Below are 17,796 nucleotides of genomic sequence, written 5' to 3'. Positions count from 1 at the left end.
GCCGCGGTCGGCGGCCTCACGCTGTTCGTCGCCGCCTCGCCACGAGTCGTCGACCTGCCCCACGCTCGCGGCTCGCCGCCGCTCCCGCGCCGGGTCACTGCTCCGGGTCCTTGATCGTCGGGTCCAGGGCGATCTTTCCGTCCTCGAGGCCCTCCGGCCCTGCCTCGAACGCGCGTGCCTCCGCGCCCTGGCACAACCGGCGGATCTTTGCCTCGGCCACGATCTGCCCGTCGAAGACGCGCACGTTGTCGATGGCGCCGTTCCAGAAGTCCCTCTGTTCGCCCCGGTACTTGGACCGGCCGATCACGAACGGGCCATCGGCCTGCCACGGCGTCGGGTTGGCGAACGGCGTCGTCGTGCGGACCGGCTCACCCGGCTTCGGGGCCTCCGGAGTGCCGACCGGGCACACCCACAGCGAGATCTCGTCGGACACCGCGTTGTACGCGCCGGTCAGGTGGACCCACTCGCCCGTGACGGGTTCCACGCCGCTGATGGCGTGGACCGCCGCCGGGGAGTCGACGTCCGACTCGAACATCCAGAAGCCCCAGCAGTCTCCGGCAGGCGTCCCCGCGCAGTCACCGCGGTACCCCAGCTTGAAGCCTGAGGTCCGATCCGCGTCCTGCGAGACGGCGACCTGCGTGGCGCCCCGTTCGGCCAGCCGCACGTGCGCGCTGACCACGAAGCTTCCCGTGGTGTCGACCAGCGGCGCCCACCGGAAGATCCGGTTGTCCACCCCGTTGAACTCCAGTGCGTGGTCGCCGTCGCGGGAGCCGAACAGTTCGTGCGGGCCTGCCACCCACTGCGGTGGGTCCGTTCCCGGTCGGAACTCCATGGGATCCGGATTGGGGACACCCGACGAGTCGGCAGCGTCCGTGCCCGTTCCCTCGTCCAGCATCCAGATGCCGTTCGCCTGCGGATAGGCGACGTCGATGCTCCAGGTTCTCCGCCCCACCGACGGGTTCCCGGCCTTGTCGCGGGAGCGCACGTACAGCGTCGTCGGCCCCGGCTTCGAGGGGTTGAACGAGATCGTCGCGTACCCGTCGGACCCGACGCTGACCTTCTTGCCCATCGTGTCCGTCCCGAACGAGTACTCGAACCGGGACACGTCCGTCGACCCGTTGCGCCCGAGCTTGAACTTGCCGGTGACACCGGCCCCGCCGGTCTCGACGTTCTGGTGGTACTCGGCCGGCTGCCCCGGAACGACTTCGATGGTCGGCGTGTTGGGCGCGACGATGTCGGGAATGAAGTGGCACCACTCCGACCACGGGCCTTGCTTGCCCGACGAGTCCTGCGCCGCCACCCGCCAGCGGTACTTCACGTTGGAGGAGAGTTCACCGGAAGGGAGCTGAAGGGTGTGCCGGCTCCCGCTGGTCTTGTACGAGGAGTACTTGCCCCATACCTTTGTCCCGTTCGAGACGCGGTAGACCTGGAACCGCCCTCGCACCTGCGTTGCGTCCGGGTCCTTGATGTACGCCGACAACTTCGGCCGCACCGTCGACAGGTACGGCGCTCCTGCCGAGGATGCACACCACTTGTTCTCCGAGCCCTCGTAGGTGTGCAGGTACTTCGGTGTGTTGGGCGGGCGGTTGTACGTCACCGAGAGCGTCGCCCCGTGGTCGTAGTTGCTGCCGTACCGGGATCCCGCGTACCGCTTCCAGGCGTTCATCGACGACTCGTCCGCCTTCAGGCCGAGGGTCAGGTAGTTCCATCCGGACGACGCGACCTTCTTCGCGGACGACGTCACCGCGTAGCCGATCCGGACCTTGCGTCCCGTGCAGCCGTCGCGATGGTTCGTGCCCTGGGAGGCCACCCGGGTCCCCCACGAACCCTTCGTGTTCCATGTCGTGGACGACGAAACCTTGTTGGCCCCGATCCGGTAGACGGCCGTCGCCGTCGTGGAACACGTCGCAGCGTGGACGCCCGACACGGAGAACTCCGCACCCGTGATGTCGGAGGAGTTCAGCTTCCCGACGTTCGACACGTTGAACTCGTACAGCACGCGGTGATAGGAACGCAGCCCGCAGTCGTCGCCGTAGCCCGAGGACGGGTCGCACAGGCCCACTCCGTGATCACCGGCCTCGCGGTCCTGGAACTTGTACGCCGAGTTCGAGTCCGGCCACCGGGACTTCACACCCGCCCATTCGTTCAGCGAGACGCCGGACACCGAGGGGTCGATCGCGAGCGGGAAGTCCACCCCTTCACCGGCGAGCATCCCCGCATCGGGCACGATCGTCACGGTCGCCGTCGAACTGCCCCGCCGTTCCACGACCGCCGGGAGCTCGGCCACGCCGCCTTCCACCATCGGTCCGTCGAACGACTCATTCCTTTCGTCCGGAGCACCGTCCTCACCGGTAGCAGCGGAGCGCGGCTGAGCGTCGAGGCCCACTACCGGGGACTCCTCGGCCGCCGGTCCGCCGGCTGGATCAGCCACGCCGCCGCCCTCCGGCTCACCCCACATCAGGGGCACCGGTGAGGTGAAGATCTCCTCACCGTCTTCGTCGACCGCGACGAATCCGTTTCCCTCCCCCTGAAGTGTCAGGCCCGCCGAGACCTCCACGCCGAACGTCAGTTCTTTCAGCGCCGGGTTCTGCGCGGCCTGCTCGTCGGCGACCCGGATCACGTCGTCGAAACCGGTGCCCTGTGCGTCCGCGGAGACAATCAAATCGAGTCCGTCGTCGTCCAGGATCCCCGGATAGGTCACCTGGTCCCCCTCGACCACCGGAGCGGTGAGGGCGAACGGTACGTCGAACTCCAGCCAGTGCTCTCCGGACTCGACCCGTGCCAGCGGCTCGTCGTCGCGCGCCGCAAACGACACGTCGTACACGGGCGCTGCGACGTTCAGACGGCCGTCGCCGTCCACGTCGACGGTCTCGATCGTCCGGTCCACGGCGGTCCACGTCCCGCCGTCGGTCTCGGCGCGCACAGGGGCGGCCGAGGACTCCCAGCGAACCGCGACACCGTCCGGCTGGGCCCATTTGGCCGACCAGGCATCGTAGGAATCCTCGGCTGCCACTTCGTGACCGCACCGCACGGCCATCTCGAATGCCGCGGCCAGCGTGGGTGCCGATGACGCGCACGGCTCCTCCGCCACACCGCCGACGCCGAGCGCCGAGAGGAGTGCGTCCCGGGAGTCCGTCGCGACCACCGCCCCCGCACCCGCCCCGAGAGCCAGCACGAGGACGCCCGAGACGAGCAACGTCGATCTCGAGCGAAGCCCTCGCGCCACACGCGCCATCACGTGCTGCCGGTCGCTCAGTCCCTCCGGTGCCATTCCCGCTCCCGCTCTCACGGCGACCGCCCGGGCGGCGACCACACCGAGCACCGGAACATACCTGCTCATAACCAACGCACAGGGTGAATATCACCCTGGAACGGCGTCTTTGCTCTTTTCGTTACTGAAAGGAGACATAAGGGCCCATGGGACGCCTCGTGCGAACCCGGTGGTCGTCGCACGCTTTCGCCTACCCCTTGACCGCCCCCGACAGCCCCGCCCCGCTCAGGAACAGCCGCTGGAACACCAGGAAGATCGCGATGGGGATCACCGTGCTGATCGCCAGCGCCGCGAGCAGCACGTCGAGCTCGACGTAGTCCTGCAGCGCGGGCAGCCGCACGGAGAGCGGCTGCACGGCCGGGTCGCGCAGCACGAGCAGCGGCCACAGGAAGTCCTTCCACGCCGTGATGAAGGCGAAGACGGACACCACTCCGATGATGGGCCGGGACATGGGCAGCACGATCGACCAGCCGAGCCGGAACGGGCCCGCGCCGTCGACCTTGGCGGCCTCGAAGACCTCGCGTGGCAGGCCGTCGAAGAACCGCGCCACGAGCAGCACGTTGAACGCGTTGGCCCCGGCGGGCAGCCACACGGCCCAGAACGTGTTGATCAGGGACACGTTCGCGACCGGCACGTCGAGCACGGTGAGGTACAGCGGCACCAGCAGCACGACGGCGGGCACGAACAGCGTGGACAGCACCAGCGCGCTGAGCACGCGGGCGTACACGGGCCGCAGCACGGACAGCACGTACCCGCCCGTGACGGCGATGAGCAGCTGCACCGCCCAGGACCCGAGGGCCAGCCAGAGGGTGTTGAAGAAGTGCAGGTCGATGTCGAACCGGGTCCACGCGACGGCCAGGTTCGCCCAGTCGGTCCCGTTCGGGAACACCTCGATGGGGGCGCGCAGCGTGTCCTGTGTCGGCGTGATCGCGGCCTTGGCGAGCCACAGGATGGGCCCGAGCCCCACCACGACCAGCGCGACCAGCAACCCCGCGTGCACGGCCCGTACACCGCGGCGTACGCCCGGCCGGCGCAGGTCGGCGTCGGAGACGATGCCCCGGTCGATCATCTGGCCGGTGGCCCGGCCCGTCGTCGGTCCGCTCATGTCGTGCTCCAGCGTCTGGTCGTGCGGAAGTAGATCGCCGACAGGATCGCGAGGACGACGGCGAGCATGAGGCTGAGCGCGGTGGCGGCGCCGTAGTCGCCGCGCCCGCCGAAGGCGTAGTTGTAGATCATCAGCAGGATCGTGGTGGTGGAGTTCGCGGGGCCTCCCCCGGTGAACAGGTAGGGCTCGGTGAACACCTGCGACGTGCCGATGATCTGCAGGATCAGCGTGATGAACAGGACGGGCCGCAGCTGGGGCAGGGTGACGTGCCAGATCTTGCGCCAGATCCCTGCGCCGTCCACCTCGGCGGCGTCGTACAGCTCGGGCGGGACGCTGGTCAGCGCGGCGAGGTAGATGATCACGGTGCCGCCGGCCGCCGCCCAGGTGGCCTCGAGCACGAGGGAGGGCATCGCCCAGTCCGGGTGCTGCAGCCAGGGGAACGGCCCGGCGCCGAACCAGCCGGCGATGGTGTTGAACACGCCGGTGTCGGCTCCGCTGTAGAAGGTCTTCCACAGCAGCACGGCCACCACGGGCGGCACGACGACGGGCAGGTACGCGAGCGCCGCGAACAGCCCGCGCGCCCGGCGCACCTCGCTCATCGCCACGGCGGCCAGGAGGGGGATCGGGTACCCGAACAGCAACGCGAGCACCGCGAAGTAGAACGTGTTGCGCACGGCCACGGGCAGCAGCGGGTCGGAGAGCACGTAGGTGAAGTTCTCCAGGCCCACGAACTCGGGCGCGGTGACCAGGTTGGTGAACTGGAAGCTCATGACCACCGCACGGGCGATCGGGAACCAGGAGAACAGGCCGAAGCACAGCAGCATCGGCAGGGCGATGACGAGGGTGGACAGCCCTCCGCGGCGGATCCACGCGGCCACCCGGCCGCCGCGGGGCCCGCCCGGCGGCGCCTGCGAGGGGGCAGGCGGCGCCGAGCGGACGGCGAGGGAGACGGTCGTGTCAGCCACGGTCGATCAGGGTCTGGACCTGCTGCTCGGCGTCGGCCAGCAGCGTGTCGATGTCGGCGCTCTCATCGGTGAGCACGGCCTGGACCACGGGGTCGAGGGTGGCGTACAGGTCCTGCGTGGCGGCGGGCGGCTCGGCGGCCAGCGGCTGGTCGTAGATCCGGTCGCTGTACGGCGCGAACTGCTCGAGCGGCACGTTGATCAGGTCGGCGATCCACTCCTGCGACTGGTCGTACGTCTCCTGGTCGAACACGGGCAGGATCGGAGCACCGACGGGCTGGTCCTGCGCGGTGAGGGCCTCGGCGTCGGCGACGGCTCCTTCCTGCGTGGTCAGCTTGCCCATGTAGTAGAAGTCGATCCACTCCACGGCCGCCGCCTGCTCGGCGGGGGTGGCCTTGGCGTCGACGGCGGCGAGCGTGCCGCCGCCCAGCACTGCGGCGTCGTCGCCCTCGAGCGGGAGCACGGTGACGCCGTAGTCGTCGGGGTTCATCGCGTTCTGCGTGATGAGGTTTCCGTAGTCGCCGCCGCCGGAGATCATCATGCCGATCTTCCCGGCGCCGAAGTCCGCGTGGCTCGTGGCCCAGTCGTAGAGGAACTCGTCACCCATGGAGTCGTCCTCCCACCGCATGGCGTGCAGGTACTCCAGGGCCTCCTGGTACTCGGGGGTGTCGATGGTGGCCGTGACCTCGTCGCCCTCGACGGCCTCGGCACGGCCGCCCATGGCGTACACGAGGGTGGTGAGGATCCAGCCGCCCGTGTTCGACGACGTCATCATCCCCAGGCCGGTCTGGCCCGTCTCCTCGCTGATCGTGTCGGCGGCCTCGCGGACCTCCTCCCAGGTGGTGGGCGGGGCGTCCGGGTCCAGGCCGGCCTCGGCGAAGAGTGCCCGGTTGTAGTGGATGCCCTGCCCGTAGGCGGCGACCGGGACGGCCCACTGGGCGCCGTCGGCGGACTGGCCCGCGGCGGCGACGGTCTCGTTGAACTGGCCCGCGTACGGCAGTTCGGCCACGAGCGCCGAGATGTCGGCGATCTGCTGCCGTTCGATCAGGCCGCGCCCGTCGGTGAAGGGGACGGTGAACACGGTGGGCAGGGTGCCGCCGGCGAGGTCGGCGGCGAAGGTGGTGCCGGTCCAGGTGTACTCCTGGGCCTCGACGGTGATGTTGGGGTGTTCCTCGGTGAACTCGGCGGCGCGGGTCTCGAAGGCCTCGACCGCTTCCTCCTCCAGGCCCTCGTCGATGGCGACGTGGAGGGTCACCTCCTCGTCGGCGAGCGCGTCGGCGTCGGCCGGGGTGAGGGCGTCGTCGCCGGTCGAGCAGGCCGCAAGACTCGCGGTGAGCGCGACGACGGCGAGGGGGGCAATCATGCGTGACTTCATCATCACTCCTTGGTTCGGCGCGGGGGTCGCGCCACTGGGTACTACAGGCGGCACCAGGCCGCCGTGTCCGAGGCCAGGCGTCCGTCGTCCGTGAGGGGCGCGCTGGTGAGGATGACCGTGGCGTCGTCGGGCAGCGCCACGGGTTCGGTACCGAGGTTCACCACGCAGGCGAATCCGGTACCGCGGGTGAAGGCGAGGAGGTCGGTGTCGTCGCCGGGCAGGGTGCCTGGCAGCTCGAGCCAGGCGAAGGCGTCGTCGCGCAGTCCGGGTTCGGTGCGGCGGGCGGCGATCATCCTGCGGTAGAGGGTGAGCATGGAGCCGGGGTCGGTGGCCTGGCGCTCGACGGCGAGGTCGCCCCAGCCGTCGGGCTGGGGCAGCCAGGGCGGGGCGCCGTCGTCCGGCCCGAACCCGTGGCTGGGTCCGTCCGCGGTCCACGGCAGCGGGACGCGGCAGCCGTCACGGCCCGGGTCGACGCCTCCGGAGCGGAAGTGCATGGGGTCCTGGATCGCGTCGCGGGGGATGTCCACCTCGGGCAGGCCGAGCTCGTCGCCCTGGTAGACGTACAGGCTGCCGGGCAGCGCGCCGGTGAGCAGGGCCGCGGCGCGGGCGCGCCGGGTGCCGAGCTCCAGGTCGGTCGGGGTGCCGAAGCGCTTGGCCGCGAAGTCGAACGAGGTGTCCTCCCGTCCGTAGCGGGTGACCGGCCGGGTGATGTCGTGGTTGGACAGGACCCAGGTGGCCGGCGCGCCGACGGGGGCGTGCGCGTCCAGGGTGCGCGTGATCGACTCGCGCAGTTCTTTCGCGTCCCACGGACGGGTCATGAAGTCGAAGTTGAACGCGGTGTGCATCTCGTCGGGGCGCAGGTAGAGCGCGAACCGCTCGGGGTCGGGCAGCCACACCTCCCCCACGAGCACGCGTTCGTCGGCGGGTCCGGTGCCGTAGGAGTCGGCGACGGCGCGCCAGTCCCGGTAGATGTCGTGCAGGTCGTCGCGGTCGAGGTGCGGGTGTTCGCCCGCGCCCCACGTCTCGGGGACCTCCGGCAGGGCCGGGTCCTTGGCGGGCAGGGCGGCGGAGTCGATGCGGACGCCGGCGGCGCCGCGGTCGAACCAGAACCGCAGGACGGCCTCGTGCTCCGCGCGCACGTCGGCGTTGTTCCAGTTGAGGTCGGGCTGCTGCGGGGTGAACAGGTGCAGGTACCACTGCCCGGGGGTGCCGTCGGGGTTCGTCGTCCGGGTCCAGGTCTCGCCCTGGAAGCTGGAGGTCCAGCCGGTCGGCATGCCGTCGCCCTCGGGGCCGGTGCCGTCGCGGAACCAGAACCGGTCGCGTTCGGGCGAGCCGGGCGGGGCCGCGAGCGCGGCCCGGAACCACGGGTGCTGGTCGGAGACGTGGTTGGGGACGACGTCGACGATGGTGCGGATGCCCCGGGCGTTCGCCTCGGCGATGACGGCCTCCGCCTCGGCGAGGTCGCCGAACACGGGGTCGATGGCGCGGTAGTCGGCGACGTCGTAGCCGCCGTCGGCGAGCGGCGACGCGTACCAGGGGGTGTACCAGACGGCGTCGACGCCGAGCTGTTCGAGATGGTCCAGGCGGGCTCTGATGCCCGCGAGGTCGCCGGTGCCGTCGCCGTCGCCGTCGGCGAACGACCGCGGGTAGATCTGGTAGATCACCGCGTCGCGCCACCATGCGCGCTCGTCGGGGTGGTTCACGCTGCCCTCCGCACTTCGTCGTGTTCGGTCTCTGAGCATGACCGTAACGACTCGACAGGATCAGCGCAAGAATCTGACAGATATTCGGCAGAGATTTTTGTCCGGGAGGTTCAGGACCGCGTCACGACCGCGGGCGGGCCGCGGCGGTCGACCGTCGCACGACCAGCTCGGGCTCGAACAGCAGCTCGTCGCGCGACACGGTCGCACCATCGATGAGGCTCGCCAACAGGTCCACGGCGGCACGGCCCATCTGGTCGATGGGCTGGCGCACGGTGGTCAGGGCAGGGTCGGTCGAGTTCATCAGGGCGGAGTCGTCGTAGCCCACCACGGACACGTCGCGGGGCACGTCGAGACCCGCACGCCGCACGGCGCGGATGGCGCCGAGCGCGAGCGGGTCGGAGGCGGCCAGGATCGCGGTGACCCCGCGGTCGACGAGCTTCGCCCCGGCAGCCTGACCGGCCTCGATGCCGTAGCGGCTGTGCACCACGAGCTCGTCGGGCAGCTCGATGCCGGCCCGGGCCGCGAACGAGCGGGCGGCGTCCAGCTTCCGCTCGGAGGGCACGTGGTCGCCGGGCCCGAGCAGCAGCCCGATGCGTTCGTGCCCCATGGAGACCAGGTGTTCCAGGCCCTGGTGGGTGGCGATGAGGTCGTCGCACGACACGTGCGGGAAGCCCAGCTCGTCGATCGAGGCGTTGATCAGCACCACCGGGAGCCCGAGGGACTCCAGCCGCTCGTAGTGCTCGTGGTCGGCGTCCCGCTCGGCGTACAGGCCGCCGGCGAAGATCACGCCGGAGACCTGTTGGGTCAGCAGCAGATCGATGTACTCGGCCTCGGTGATCCCGCCCGCGCTGCGCGTGCACAGCACGGGGGTGAAACCCTGCTGCGCCAGCGCGCCACCCATGACCTCGGCGAACGCCGGGAAGATCGGGTTCACCAGTTCCGGCAGCACCAGGCCCACCAGGCGGCCCCGGTCGCCGCGCAGCTTCACCGGCCGTTCGTAGCCCAGCACGTCGAGCGCCGTGAGCACCGCCTCACGGGTCGCGGCGGACACCCCGGGCTTCCCGTTCAGCACCCGGCTCACGGTCGCTTCGCTGACCCCGACCTTCTCGGCAACATCGGCAAGTCGTCGTCCCATGGAAGCGACCTTACACAAGATCTCGCAAGCCGCTTGCACGGCTTGCGAGATCTTGCGCCACTCCGGACCGGAAGCGCCTACTGGCGGTCGATCGTGAAGGTACTCGTCTCGTTCCGGATGTCGATCGCGTTGTTCGACAGCGTCAGGTCCACGAACGTGGCGGAGCCGACGGCCGGCCCCTGACCGGGCTCGGGCAGCTCGTTCGCCCAGATGCCGAACCCGGACTTCGCGTCCCAGTCGTCCCCGCTGCGCCGGGCGCCGCTGATCGAGACCCGCGTGAGCACGGTGTCCTCGACGGCGTTCTGCGGCTGCCCGCCCACGTAGTTCGTCTGGAACATGATCCCCGAGTACGTCGGGTCGACGATATCGACGTCGGACACCCGAATCGCGCGGAACTCCTTCGACGCCGAGAACAGCCACATGGCGGGGAAGGTCTGGTTGCCCCAGAAGTGCCCACCGGTGCGGATCAGCGAGATGTCCTCGAACACCGTCTGGCCCGGCCCGAAGCCCTCCATGGGGTAGCCGAAGTCGAGCGAGCTGATCGTCACGCCGGAGTAGACCAGGGTGTCGGCCACGAGGATGTCGCGGAACGTGTTGTTCTGCCCGCCGTAGACGGCCAGACCGGCCGCCCGCCACGTGACCAGCGACGTCAGGCTCTCGTACAGGTTGCCCGACTGGCCGCTGCCGCCCGCGTCGGTCGCCGCGAACAGGGCGAACGAGTCGTCCCCTGTGCCGCGGGTCTCGATGTTGCGCACCACGTTGCCCGACGAGCCGTTGGTCATGTTGATCGCGTCGGCCCAGGTGTTGCGTACGCGGGAGTTCGTGATCGTCGAGTCGTCCATGTTCGCGGCCCAGAACATGCAGATCATGTGCTCCACCCACAGGTCGTCGACGGTCATGTCGGCGACGCCGTTGAAGTCCAGGACCTTGCCCGGCCCGTCGATCCGCTCGACGTAGTTGCCCCAGTAGGAGAAGCTGCGGAACTTCGACCCGTTGGCCGACGACTCGGCACGGAAGCCGATGTCCGTGTTGCTCTGGCCCTGGGGCGCGTGGAAGCGGGTGTACCAGGGACCGGCGCCGACGATGTCGACCGCCTCGCCGTACACCTGGAACTTGTTCGACGTCGTGTAGTCACCCGCGGGCAGGTACACGCCGTCGTACTCGCCGTCGTTGTCCATCCGGGCCTTGTCGAGGGCGTTCTGCACGTCCTGGTGCGTGAACCCGGTGGGTTCCACGTACCGGGCCGGGTCGGGGTTCGCCTTGGGGCTGACCAGCTCGGTGCTGATGAAGTCGACGGCGACCGGCAGCGGGTTGGCCGACGTCTTCTGCAACCGGATCGTCGAGCCGGCCGGGACGGTCTCGTCGAGGAAGGTGTTGGCCTCGTCGTAGATGTGCCGCGGCCCGCCCGCGGACGGGTTGTTCACCGGGCTCGCCTCGTTGCCGTACACCCAGGTGTACCGGGAGGTGAGGTCGAGCCTCTTGTGGAACTGCCCGTCCACGTAGATGTCCACGCTGCCGTCCTGCCCGCCGCCTCCGGGCGCGTCCGGGATGGAGAAGCGGGTGACCAGGGTGTTGGTGGGTTCGGTCAGCGTCCATTCCACGTAGGCGCCGTTCTGCTCCAGGTGCGCGGCCTGGCGCCCGGACGCCTCACCGGCCAGGTCGCCCACGGTCCGGTTCGGCCCGAGCAGGTCGGCGCCGCCGCCGAGCGTGCCGTCCTCGGACTCCAGGAGCTGGTACGGCATGTCGGCCCCGCGCCCGTCGGGCAGGTCCGGCGGGTCGGTCGGGTCGTCGGTGGGCGGGTCGGTGGGGTCGTCCGTCGGCGGGTCGGTCGGGTCGTCCGTCGGCGGGTCCGTCGGGTCCTCGCCGGCCGTGCCGCGCACCTCGAGCTCGGCCACCTGCGCACCCGGCGCGCCCGAGTTCGCGGTGAACTCCAGGCGCACGTCCCGGGCCGAGCCGCTGACCGGAACCGTCACCACGTTGCCGGTGGACGGGCTGAACGTGTATTGCACGGGCTCCACCAGGGTGGTGAACGCCCCCGAGCCCGTGCGCCCGAGCACCGCGAACGTCTGCGTGCGCTGCGCCCACACCGGGTCCGGGTTCAGCCGGACCGTGACGGACGTGAGTTCGGCCGGTGTCGCGAGGCTGGTCGTCAGGGTCGCCGGGTACTGCCCGCCGCCCGACTCCCAGTAGGTCCCCGTGTCGCCGTCGGTCGCGTGCGCCGCGACGTAGGCGTGCGTGTGCGACGACGCCGACGACGGGCGCCCCTCGGCGAGGTTCGCACCGTCGGTGGGCTCGTCCGCCGTGCCCAGCACCCGCAGCTCGGAGAGCTGCCCGGCGGGCCATCGGGTGTTGGCCTCGAACCGCAGCCGGAGGAACCGGGCGTCGGTGTCGGCCACGTCGACCTCGACGGTGTTCTCGGTCGCGGGGTCGAACGAGTAGGTGTCACGGTCCCGGACGGGAGCGAACGACACGCCGTCGGCCGAGGCCAGGACGGTGACGTCCTGGTCACGGGACTCCCAGGCCGGCGGCAGGCGAAGTTCCAGACCGGTCACGGTGGCGGAGGTGCCCAGGTCCACCTGCAGCCACTCGGGGAAGCTGTCGTTCGCCGACTCCCAGTAGGTCGCCGCGTCACCGTCCGTGACGTTGGCCGAGACGTACGTCTGGGTGTGCGAGCTGGCGCTGGTCACCCGGCCGGCGGCCAGGTCCTGCGGCTGTGCGGTGGCCGACTGCGTCGCGACGACGGCCAGTGACGACAGCAGCAGGCCGGTCAGCCCGGCCAGCGCCGTGATCGTGGTGGTGCGCTTGCGTCTTCTCATCGGATCTCCAGGGATCATGGCCGACGGCGATGGCGGCGGCGATGGAGTTTCTCGGGATGTTTCCTCGTGGCTGACAACTTTGTGCAGCCTGCCTGTCAACTTCTTGCGCACAGCGAGCCTACGAACGCCCCACGGACCCGTCAAGCCCCTGACCCGCACACCGAAGGTGTCAACCGATTTTCACGACCTCGTCACGCCGTTCTGCCTAGGATCAGGGCCATGGACACGGTGGACCCGATCGAGCTCCGGGCTGTCATGCACGAGGTCCGCCGGATGGCGCTGACCTACAAGTTCGGCATCGACGAGGTGATGACGAAGATCTCGATCCTGCGGGACGAACTGCGCCACATGCAGCAGTACAACCCGGTCGAGCACGTCGGCTCCCGGCTCAAGTCCCTCGACTCCATCGTCGCCAAGTGCCGGCGCAAGGGCATCCCCTTCACGCCCGAAGGCATCCGCAAGCACATGTTCGACATCGCGGGCATCCGCGTCACCTGCAGCTTCGTGTCGGACATCTACCACGTGCGCGACATGCTCACCAAGCAGGCCGACATCACCGTCCTCGAGGAACGCGACTACATCGCCACCCCCAAGCCGAACGGATACCGCTCCCTCCACCTCATCGTCCAGGTCCCGGTCTTCCTGTCCGACCGCGTCGAGGACGTCATCGTCGAGGTCCAGCTCCGGACCATCGCCATGGACTTCTGGGCCTCGCTCGAACACAAGATCTACTACAAGTACGACCGCGAGGTCCCCCGGCACCTCATCGACTCCCTCAAGCTCGCCGCCGACGTCGCCCAGTCCCTCGACACCTCCATGGAACGCATCCACGACGAGGTCAAGGAGCTGTCCGGCGGCACCGAGCCCACCGCCCGCCGCGACACCCTCCTGAGCCCCGAGGAGATCCTGCGCGAGTTCTGGTCCGGCCGCTCCGACGACGCCCGGTTCGACGACCACGGCCGCCTCACCCGCGGCTCCTGACCCGTGCGAGCGGTCATCCAGGACAGGTACGGCGCGGCCGACGTCGTCCGGCTCGGCGAGCTGCCCCGACCCGAACCCGCCGCCGGGCAGGTCCTGGTACGCGTCCACGCCGTCTCCCTCAACGGCTCCGACCGCGAGAACCTCACCGGAAGCCCTTTCTACGCCCGCCTCGGCGGGCTGCGGCGCCCGGCGCCACCCCGTGCCGGGATCCGATGTCGCGGGCGTCGTGGCCGCCGTCGGCAGCGACGTCACCGGCCTCGCCCCTGGTGACGAGGTGTACGGCGAGCTCGCCGGATACCGCGGAGGTCTCGCCGAGTACGTCGCCACCCCGCCGGACCTGCTCGCACGCAAGCCGGCGGAGCTGTCGTTCACCGACGCCGCGGCGATCCCGCAGGCGGGCTGCATCGCCTGGCGAGCCGTGCACGAGACCGGCAAGGTGCGGCCGGGTGACAAGGGGCTGGTCAACGGGGCGGGCGGAGCCGGCGGGGCGTTCGTCGTCGGGCTCGCCAAGCACGCCGGCGCGGAGGTGACCGCCGTCGACCGCGCCGAGAAGGCCGACCACCTGCGGCGCGTCGGCGCGGACCGCACGGTCGCCTGCGAGACCGAGGACTGGGCCACCCACCCCGACCACCGCGAGCGCTACGACCTGATCGTGGACCTCGTCGCGCGCCGCTCCCCCTACCGCGTCCACCGGGCGCTACGGCCCGGTGGCGCCTACTACGTGGTCGGCGGCCTCACGCGCACGCTCCTCGCCACCCTCGCCGCCGGACCGGCGATCCGGTGGCTCACCGGCAAGCGGGTGCGCGTGCTCGTCGTCCCGCAGAGCCGCGACGACCTCGTGGCGGTGACGCGACTGGTCACCACCTCCGCCGTCGTCCCCGCCATCGACCACGTCCACCCGTTCGACGACGTGCCGCGGGCGTTCCGGCGCCTCGCGAGCGGCGCGAACCGCGGCAAGATCGTGGTGGAGGTCGCGGCCGGGCACGCAGACCGGCCGGGTGGCCCCGGCCCTACTCGACCTCCCCGTGCCTGATCCGCTCCCTCACCAGGGCGTACTGGCCGGTGATGTACTCCTCGAAGCGGGACCGCTCGATCCGCCAGACCTTCTTCGGTCCCACCTGGATGCCGGGCAGCTCGCCACTGCGCAGCAGGCCGTAGACGATGGCGCTGGAGACGTCGAGCGCCGTACAGACGTCGGTCAGGGTCATGAACCGGGAGTGGTCGGGCTTGTACTGACTTTCCATGCCGTACAGTCTCGCGGTTGTGACGGCTCGGGGCGCGGGCGACGCGCCCGAAGTCCCTGGTCGGCGAAGGACGCCGGGAGGAACCCGCCCCGGGGAGCAACTAGGGTGCGGACATGGCTACGGTTCTCCCCTTCGACGGCCACGAGCCGCGGATCGACCCGACGGCATGGATCGCGCCGACGGCGACCATCGTCGGCCGGGTGACGATCGGCCCGCGCGCGAGCGTCTTCTACGGCGCGGTGCTGCGCGGCGACATGGACGAGATCACGCTCGGTGAGGGCAGCAACATCCAGGACAACTGCGTGGTGCACACGGACACAGGGGTCCCGGCGCACATCGGGGCCGGCGTCGGCGTCGGGCACGCGGCGGTCATCCATGGCGCCACGGTCGAGGACGGCTGCCTCATCGGCATGGGAGCCACGCTGCTGAACAGCAGCGTGATCCGCGCCGGCGCGTTCGTCGCCGCGGGCGCGCTGGTGCGCGAGGGGCAGGAGATCCCGGCAGGCCACCTGGCCGCGGGCCTGCCGGCAAAGGTGCGCGGCGAGCTGGACGAGGCCGGGCGCGAGCGGGTGCGCGAGAACGCGGTCGAGTACCAGAGGCTCGCGGAGCTGCACCGCCGCTCCGTGGGCTGAACCGGGGGCGGGCGACGTCGGCGGTCCGAGGCCGTCCCCGAGGAATACGGTGTCTCCCGGCCACGTTGTGGCCCGGCGTGAGCCAATCCCTCAAGATCGACATCTGGTCCGACGTCGCCTGCCCCTGGTGCTACATCGGCAAGCGCCGGCTGGAGTCAGCGCTGGAACGCCTCACGGAGCGCGACGGCGCGCGCCCGGACGTGACCGTCGAGTACCACTCCTTCGAGCTCTCGCCGGACACGCCGGTCGACTTCGAGGGCACCGCGACCGAGTTCCTGGCGCGGCACAAGGGCATCCCGCTGGCCCAGGCCCAGCAGATGCAGGACCACGTGACCCGGCTCGCGGCCGCCGAGGGCGTCGAGTTCCGCACCGACCGGGTGCGGCACACCAGGACGCTCAAGGCTCACGAGCTGCTGCACCTGGCCAAGGCGCACGGCAAGCAGTACGAGATGAAGGAACGGCTCCTGGCCGCGTACTTCACGGAGGGCCGGCATGTCGGCCACAGCTCGGACCTGGCCGACCTGGCCGCCGAGGTGGGCCTGGACCGGGACGAGGTCCTGGCGGCCCTCGACAGCGGCCGGTTCGCCGGTGACGTCGCGGCCGACATCGCCCAGGCCCGCGCCTACGGCATCAACGGCGTCCCCTTCTTCGTGCTCGACGGCAGGTACGGCGTCTCGGGTGCCCAGGACCCGGCGGTGTTCGTCCAGGCGATCGACGAGGCCACCAAGGCCGCGGCCGGCACGGAGGAGCACGCCGATGCCTGACGCACCACGGTCCGCCGTCGGACGGTCCGCCCCGGCCCGCCCCGCGCCGCCGGAGGCGGACACCGCGAACGGCCCGGACGAGTCCGCCGGGCCGACGGCGCCCGTTCTCAGCATGCTGGCCGACGACGGCGCCGCGTGCGTCGACGGCGTGTGTGCGCTCCCGGATCCGGTCACTCCCTGACGACGGCCCGCCCACGGGCGGGCTCCGGCTCCGGGCAGAGGCCACGAGCCGGCCACCCGCTACCGTCCGGCCGGGCTTTTGGCAGAGTAGCCCGCATGAACGCACAGTCCACGAACCGGCCGACCGATCTCCCCACGCTCGGCGACCTGAACTGGTCCCCGGCGCTCGACCACCCCGGCCTGCTCGCGGAACCCGTCCTGGCCGCGCTCCGCACGTGGGCCGACACCGAACCGGGCGTCGCCACGGCCGTGGCCGTCACGGAGATCGACCCCGGGCACGCCGACACCGAGACCCTCAACGCCCTCCACGGGCTGCCCCCGGAGTCCTCCGCCAACTGCGTGGTCGTCGCGGGCAAGCGGGGAGACGACGAGCGCGTCGCCGGCGTCGTCGTGCCCGCCTCCACGTTCGCGGACGTGAACAAACGCGTCCGCAAGCTGCTCGACGTACGCAAGGCGTCGTTCGTGCCGCAGGACCGCGCGGTGGCCGAATCGCGTATGGAGTACGGGGGTATCACGCCCATCGGCCTGCCGGACGGCTGGCGGGTGCTCGTGGACTCCCGGTTCTCCGAGGCCGGGACGGTCGCCCTGATGGGGTCCGGCGTGCGCCGTTCCAAGCTGCTGATGGCAGGGCCGCTGCTGTGCCGGGCACCGGGCGTCGAGGTGGTCGAGGACCTGGGGGTGGCGCGGTCCTGAGGGGGTCGTCGCCGTCCGACCATCCGGCAGACTGGGCGCACACCTGACGTGAAAGGACGACGATGACCTCTCGTACCGCCATCGTGACCGGAGCCGCACGCGGCATCGGCGCCGCCACCGCGAAGCGCCTCGCCCGGGACGGCCACGCCGTGGCCGCGCTCGACCTGCTGGAGGACCAGGCGCGGGCGACCGCCGAGCAGATCGTGGCCGACGGCGGCCGCGCCACCGCCGTCGGCGTGGACGTGTCCGACGAGGACTCGGTGGCCGCCGCCGTCGAGCGCGTCGTGAGCGAGCTCGGGGCTCCCGCGATCCTGGTGAACAACGCCGGGATCCTGCGGGACAACCTGATCTTCAAGATGTCGGCCGACGACTGGGACGCGGTCATGGGCGTACATCTGCGGGGCGCGTTCCTCATGACACGGGCCGCGCAGGCGCACATGGTCGCGGCGCGGTACGGGCGTATCGTCAACCTGTCGTCGACGTCGGCCCTCGGCAACCGCGGGCAGGTGAACTACGCCGCCGCCAAGGCCGGGATGCAGGGCTTCACCAAGACCCTCGCGATCGAGCTCGGGAGGTTCGGCATCACCGCCAACGCGGTGGCTCCGGGAACGATCCGGACGGCGATGACGGAGGCGACCGCGGAGCGCATGGGCATCACGTTCGACCAGCTCCTCGAGGGCGCGGCACAGCGGATCCCGGTGGGCCGCGTCGGGCAGCCGGAGGACGTGGCGGCAGCCGTCGCGTTCTTCGCGTCCGAGGACGCGGGCTTCGTGTCCGGACAGGTGCTGTACGTGGCGGGCGGGCCGCGCGACTGACGGCCGCACGGCCATGTCGATGTCGGTTGTCCACAGGTCCTGCTCCCGGGTGGCTGCTGGGCGGGAGCAACCATAGGATCGAACAGGCATGCACGGCGTGGACGGTACGCGGAGAGGGTG

The 17,796-nt window shown here is 70.7% G+C and carries 15 protein-coding genes; 7 read left to right on the top strand and 8 right to left on the bottom strand.

What is annotated here, in order from left to right:
- Positions 1-94: 94 nt before the first annotated feature.
- From J0911_RS04980 to J0911_RS04950, 7 genes are all read right to left on the bottom strand, one after another.
- Positions 95-3,340: a LamG domain-containing protein gene (locus J0911_RS04980; RefSeq protein WP_207274359.1), complete on the bottom strand. Its 3,246-nt coding sequence runs from the start codon at positions 3,338-3,340 to the stop codon at positions 95-97.
- Between the two features lie 121 nt (positions 3,341-3,461).
- Positions 3,462-4,376, bottom strand: a complete 915-nt coding sequence (locus tag J0911_RS04975) for a carbohydrate ABC transporter permease (protein WP_207274358.1) — start codon at positions 4,374-4,376, stop codon at positions 3,462-3,464.
- Entirely contained in the window at positions 4,373-5,341 is a 969-nt protein-coding gene (locus J0911_RS04970) for a carbohydrate ABC transporter permease (protein WP_372434838.1), read from the bottom strand. The genes J0911_RS04975 and J0911_RS04970 overlap by 4 nt, the downstream gene beginning before the upstream one ends.
- Positions 5,334-6,713 carry an ABC transporter substrate-binding protein gene (locus tag J0911_RS04965; protein ID WP_242636300.1) on the bottom strand — a complete coding sequence of 460 codons (1,380 nt, stop codon included), beginning with the start codon at positions 6,711-6,713 and terminating at the stop codon, positions 5,334-5,336. The genes J0911_RS04970 and J0911_RS04965 overlap by 8 nt, the downstream gene beginning before the upstream one ends.
- A gap of 41 nt (positions 6,714-6,754) precedes the next feature.
- Positions 6,755-8,455 carry a glycoside hydrolase family 13 protein gene (locus J0911_RS04960; RefSeq protein ID WP_207274357.1) on the bottom strand — a complete coding sequence of 567 codons (1,701 nt, stop codon included), beginning with the start codon at positions 8,453-8,455 and terminating at the stop codon, positions 6,755-6,757.
- A gap of 82 nt (positions 8,456-8,537) precedes the next feature.
- Positions 8,538-9,551, bottom strand: a complete 1,014-nt coding sequence (locus J0911_RS04955; RefSeq protein ID WP_207274356.1) for a LacI family DNA-binding transcriptional regulator — start codon at positions 9,549-9,551, stop codon at positions 8,538-8,540.
- 77 nt (positions 9,552-9,628) lie between these two features.
- The gene (locus J0911_RS04950; RefSeq protein WP_207274355.1) at positions 9,629-12,367 is read right to left on the bottom strand and encodes a discoidin domain-containing protein; all 2,739 of its coding nucleotides are present in this window, start codon (positions 12,365-12,367) and stop codon (positions 9,629-9,631) included.
- A 219-nt stretch (positions 12,368-12,586) separates the two neighbouring features.
- On the opposite strand from J0911_RS04950, the gene J0911_RS04945 reads away from it, so the two are divergent.
- Entirely contained in the window at positions 12,587-13,348 is a 762-nt protein-coding gene (locus tag J0911_RS04945) for a GTP pyrophosphokinase (protein WP_207274354.1), read from the top strand.
- Between the two features lie 199 nt (positions 13,349-13,547).
- Positions 13,548-14,381: an NAD(P)-dependent alcohol dehydrogenase gene (locus J0911_RS04940; protein ID WP_207274353.1), complete on the top strand. Its 834-nt coding sequence runs from the start codon at positions 13,548-13,550 to the stop codon at positions 14,379-14,381.
- On the opposite strand, the gene J0911_RS04935 is transcribed toward J0911_RS04940, so the two are convergent.
- Entirely contained in the window at positions 14,359-14,592 is a 234-nt protein-coding gene (locus tag J0911_RS04935) for a helix-turn-helix domain-containing protein (RefSeq protein WP_207274352.1), read from the bottom strand. The genes J0911_RS04940 and J0911_RS04935 overlap by 23 nt on opposite strands.
- A 113-nt stretch (positions 14,593-14,705) precedes the next feature.
- On the opposite strand from J0911_RS04935, the gene J0911_RS04930 reads away from it, so the two are divergent.
- The 5 genes from J0911_RS04930 (at position 14,706) to fabG (ending at position 17,676) form a co-directional block, all read left to right on the top strand.
- Entirely contained in the window at positions 14,706-15,224 is a 519-nt protein-coding gene (locus J0911_RS04930; protein ID WP_207274351.1) for a gamma carbonic anhydrase family protein, read from the top strand.
- A gap of 77 nt (positions 15,225-15,301) precedes the next feature.
- The gene (locus J0911_RS04925; protein WP_207274350.1) at positions 15,302-15,988 is read left to right on the top strand and encodes a DsbA family oxidoreductase; all 687 of its coding nucleotides are present in this window, start codon (positions 15,302-15,304) and stop codon (positions 15,986-15,988) included.
- Positions 15,981-16,169, top strand: coding sequence for a hypothetical protein (locus J0911_RS04920; RefSeq protein ID WP_207274349.1), 189 nt, complete (start codon positions 15,981-15,983; stop codon positions 16,167-16,169). Before J0911_RS04925 ends, J0911_RS04920 begins: the two co-directional genes overlap by 8 nt.
- 95 nt (positions 16,170-16,264) lie before the next feature.
- Positions 16,265-16,861 (top strand): YbaK/EbsC family protein, encoded by a 597-nt coding sequence (locus J0911_RS04915; RefSeq protein WP_207274348.1) that lies wholly within the window; start codon positions 16,265-16,267, stop codon positions 16,859-16,861.
- 62 nt (positions 16,862-16,923) lie between these two features.
- Positions 16,924-17,676: a 3-oxoacyl-ACP reductase FabG gene (gene fabG / locus J0911_RS04910; protein WP_207274347.1), complete on the top strand. Its 753-nt coding sequence runs from the start codon at positions 16,924-16,926 to the stop codon at positions 17,674-17,676.
- The last annotated feature ends 120 nt before the right edge of the window (positions 17,677-17,796 follow it).

This window comes from Myceligenerans salitolerans (assembly GCF_017349295.1).
GTDB lineage: Bacteria > Actinomycetota > Actinomycetes > Actinomycetales > Cellulomonadaceae > Myceligenerans > Myceligenerans salitolerans.
This window is presented reverse-complemented; position numbering and strand designations above follow the sequence as displayed.

Bases quoted from the DNA above. Each gene is read 5' to 3' on its own strand.
- J0911_RS04935 (WP_207274352.1), bottom strand. From the start codon at position 14,592: ATGGAAAGTCAGTACAAGCCCGACCACTCCCGGTTCATGACCCTGACC.
- J0911_RS04915 (WP_207274348.1), top strand. From the start codon at position 16,265: ATGAACGCACAGTCCACGAACCGGCCGACCGATCTCCCCACGCTCGGC.
- J0911_RS04930 (WP_207274351.1), top strand. From the start codon at position 14,706: ATGGCTACGGTTCTCCCCTTCGACGGCCACGAGCCGCGGATCGACCCG.
- J0911_RS04975 (WP_207274358.1), bottom strand. From the start codon at position 4,376: ATGAGCGGACCGACGACGGGCCGGGCCACCGGCCAGATGATCGACCGG.
- J0911_RS04965 (WP_242636300.1), bottom strand. From the start codon at position 6,713: ATGAAGTCACGCATGATTGCCCCCCTCGCCGTCGTCGCGCTCACCGCG.
- J0911_RS04955 (WP_207274356.1), bottom strand. From the start codon at position 9,551: ATGGGACGACGACTTGCCGATGTTGCCGAGAAGGTCGGGGTCAGCGAA.
- J0911_RS04950 (WP_207274355.1), bottom strand. From the start codon at position 12,367: ATGAGAAGACGCAAGCGCACCACCACGATCACGGCGCTGGCCGGGCTG.
- J0911_RS04960 (WP_207274357.1), bottom strand. From the start codon at position 8,455: ATGCTCAGAGACCGAACACGACGAAGTGCGGAGGGCAGCGTGAACCAC.
- J0911_RS04980 (WP_207274359.1), bottom strand. From the start codon at position 3,340: ATGAGCAGGTATGTTCCGGTGCTCGGTGTGGTCGCCGCCCGGGCGGTC.
- J0911_RS04945 (WP_207274354.1), top strand. From the start codon at position 12,587: ATGGACACGGTGGACCCGATCGAGCTCCGGGCTGTCATGCACGAGGTC.
- fabG (WP_207274347.1), top strand. From the start codon at position 16,924: ATGACCTCTCGTACCGCCATCGTGACCGGAGCCGCACGCGGCATCGGC.
- J0911_RS04920 (WP_207274349.1), top strand. From the start codon at position 15,981: ATGCCTGACGCACCACGGTCCGCCGTCGGACGGTCCGCCCCGGCCCGC.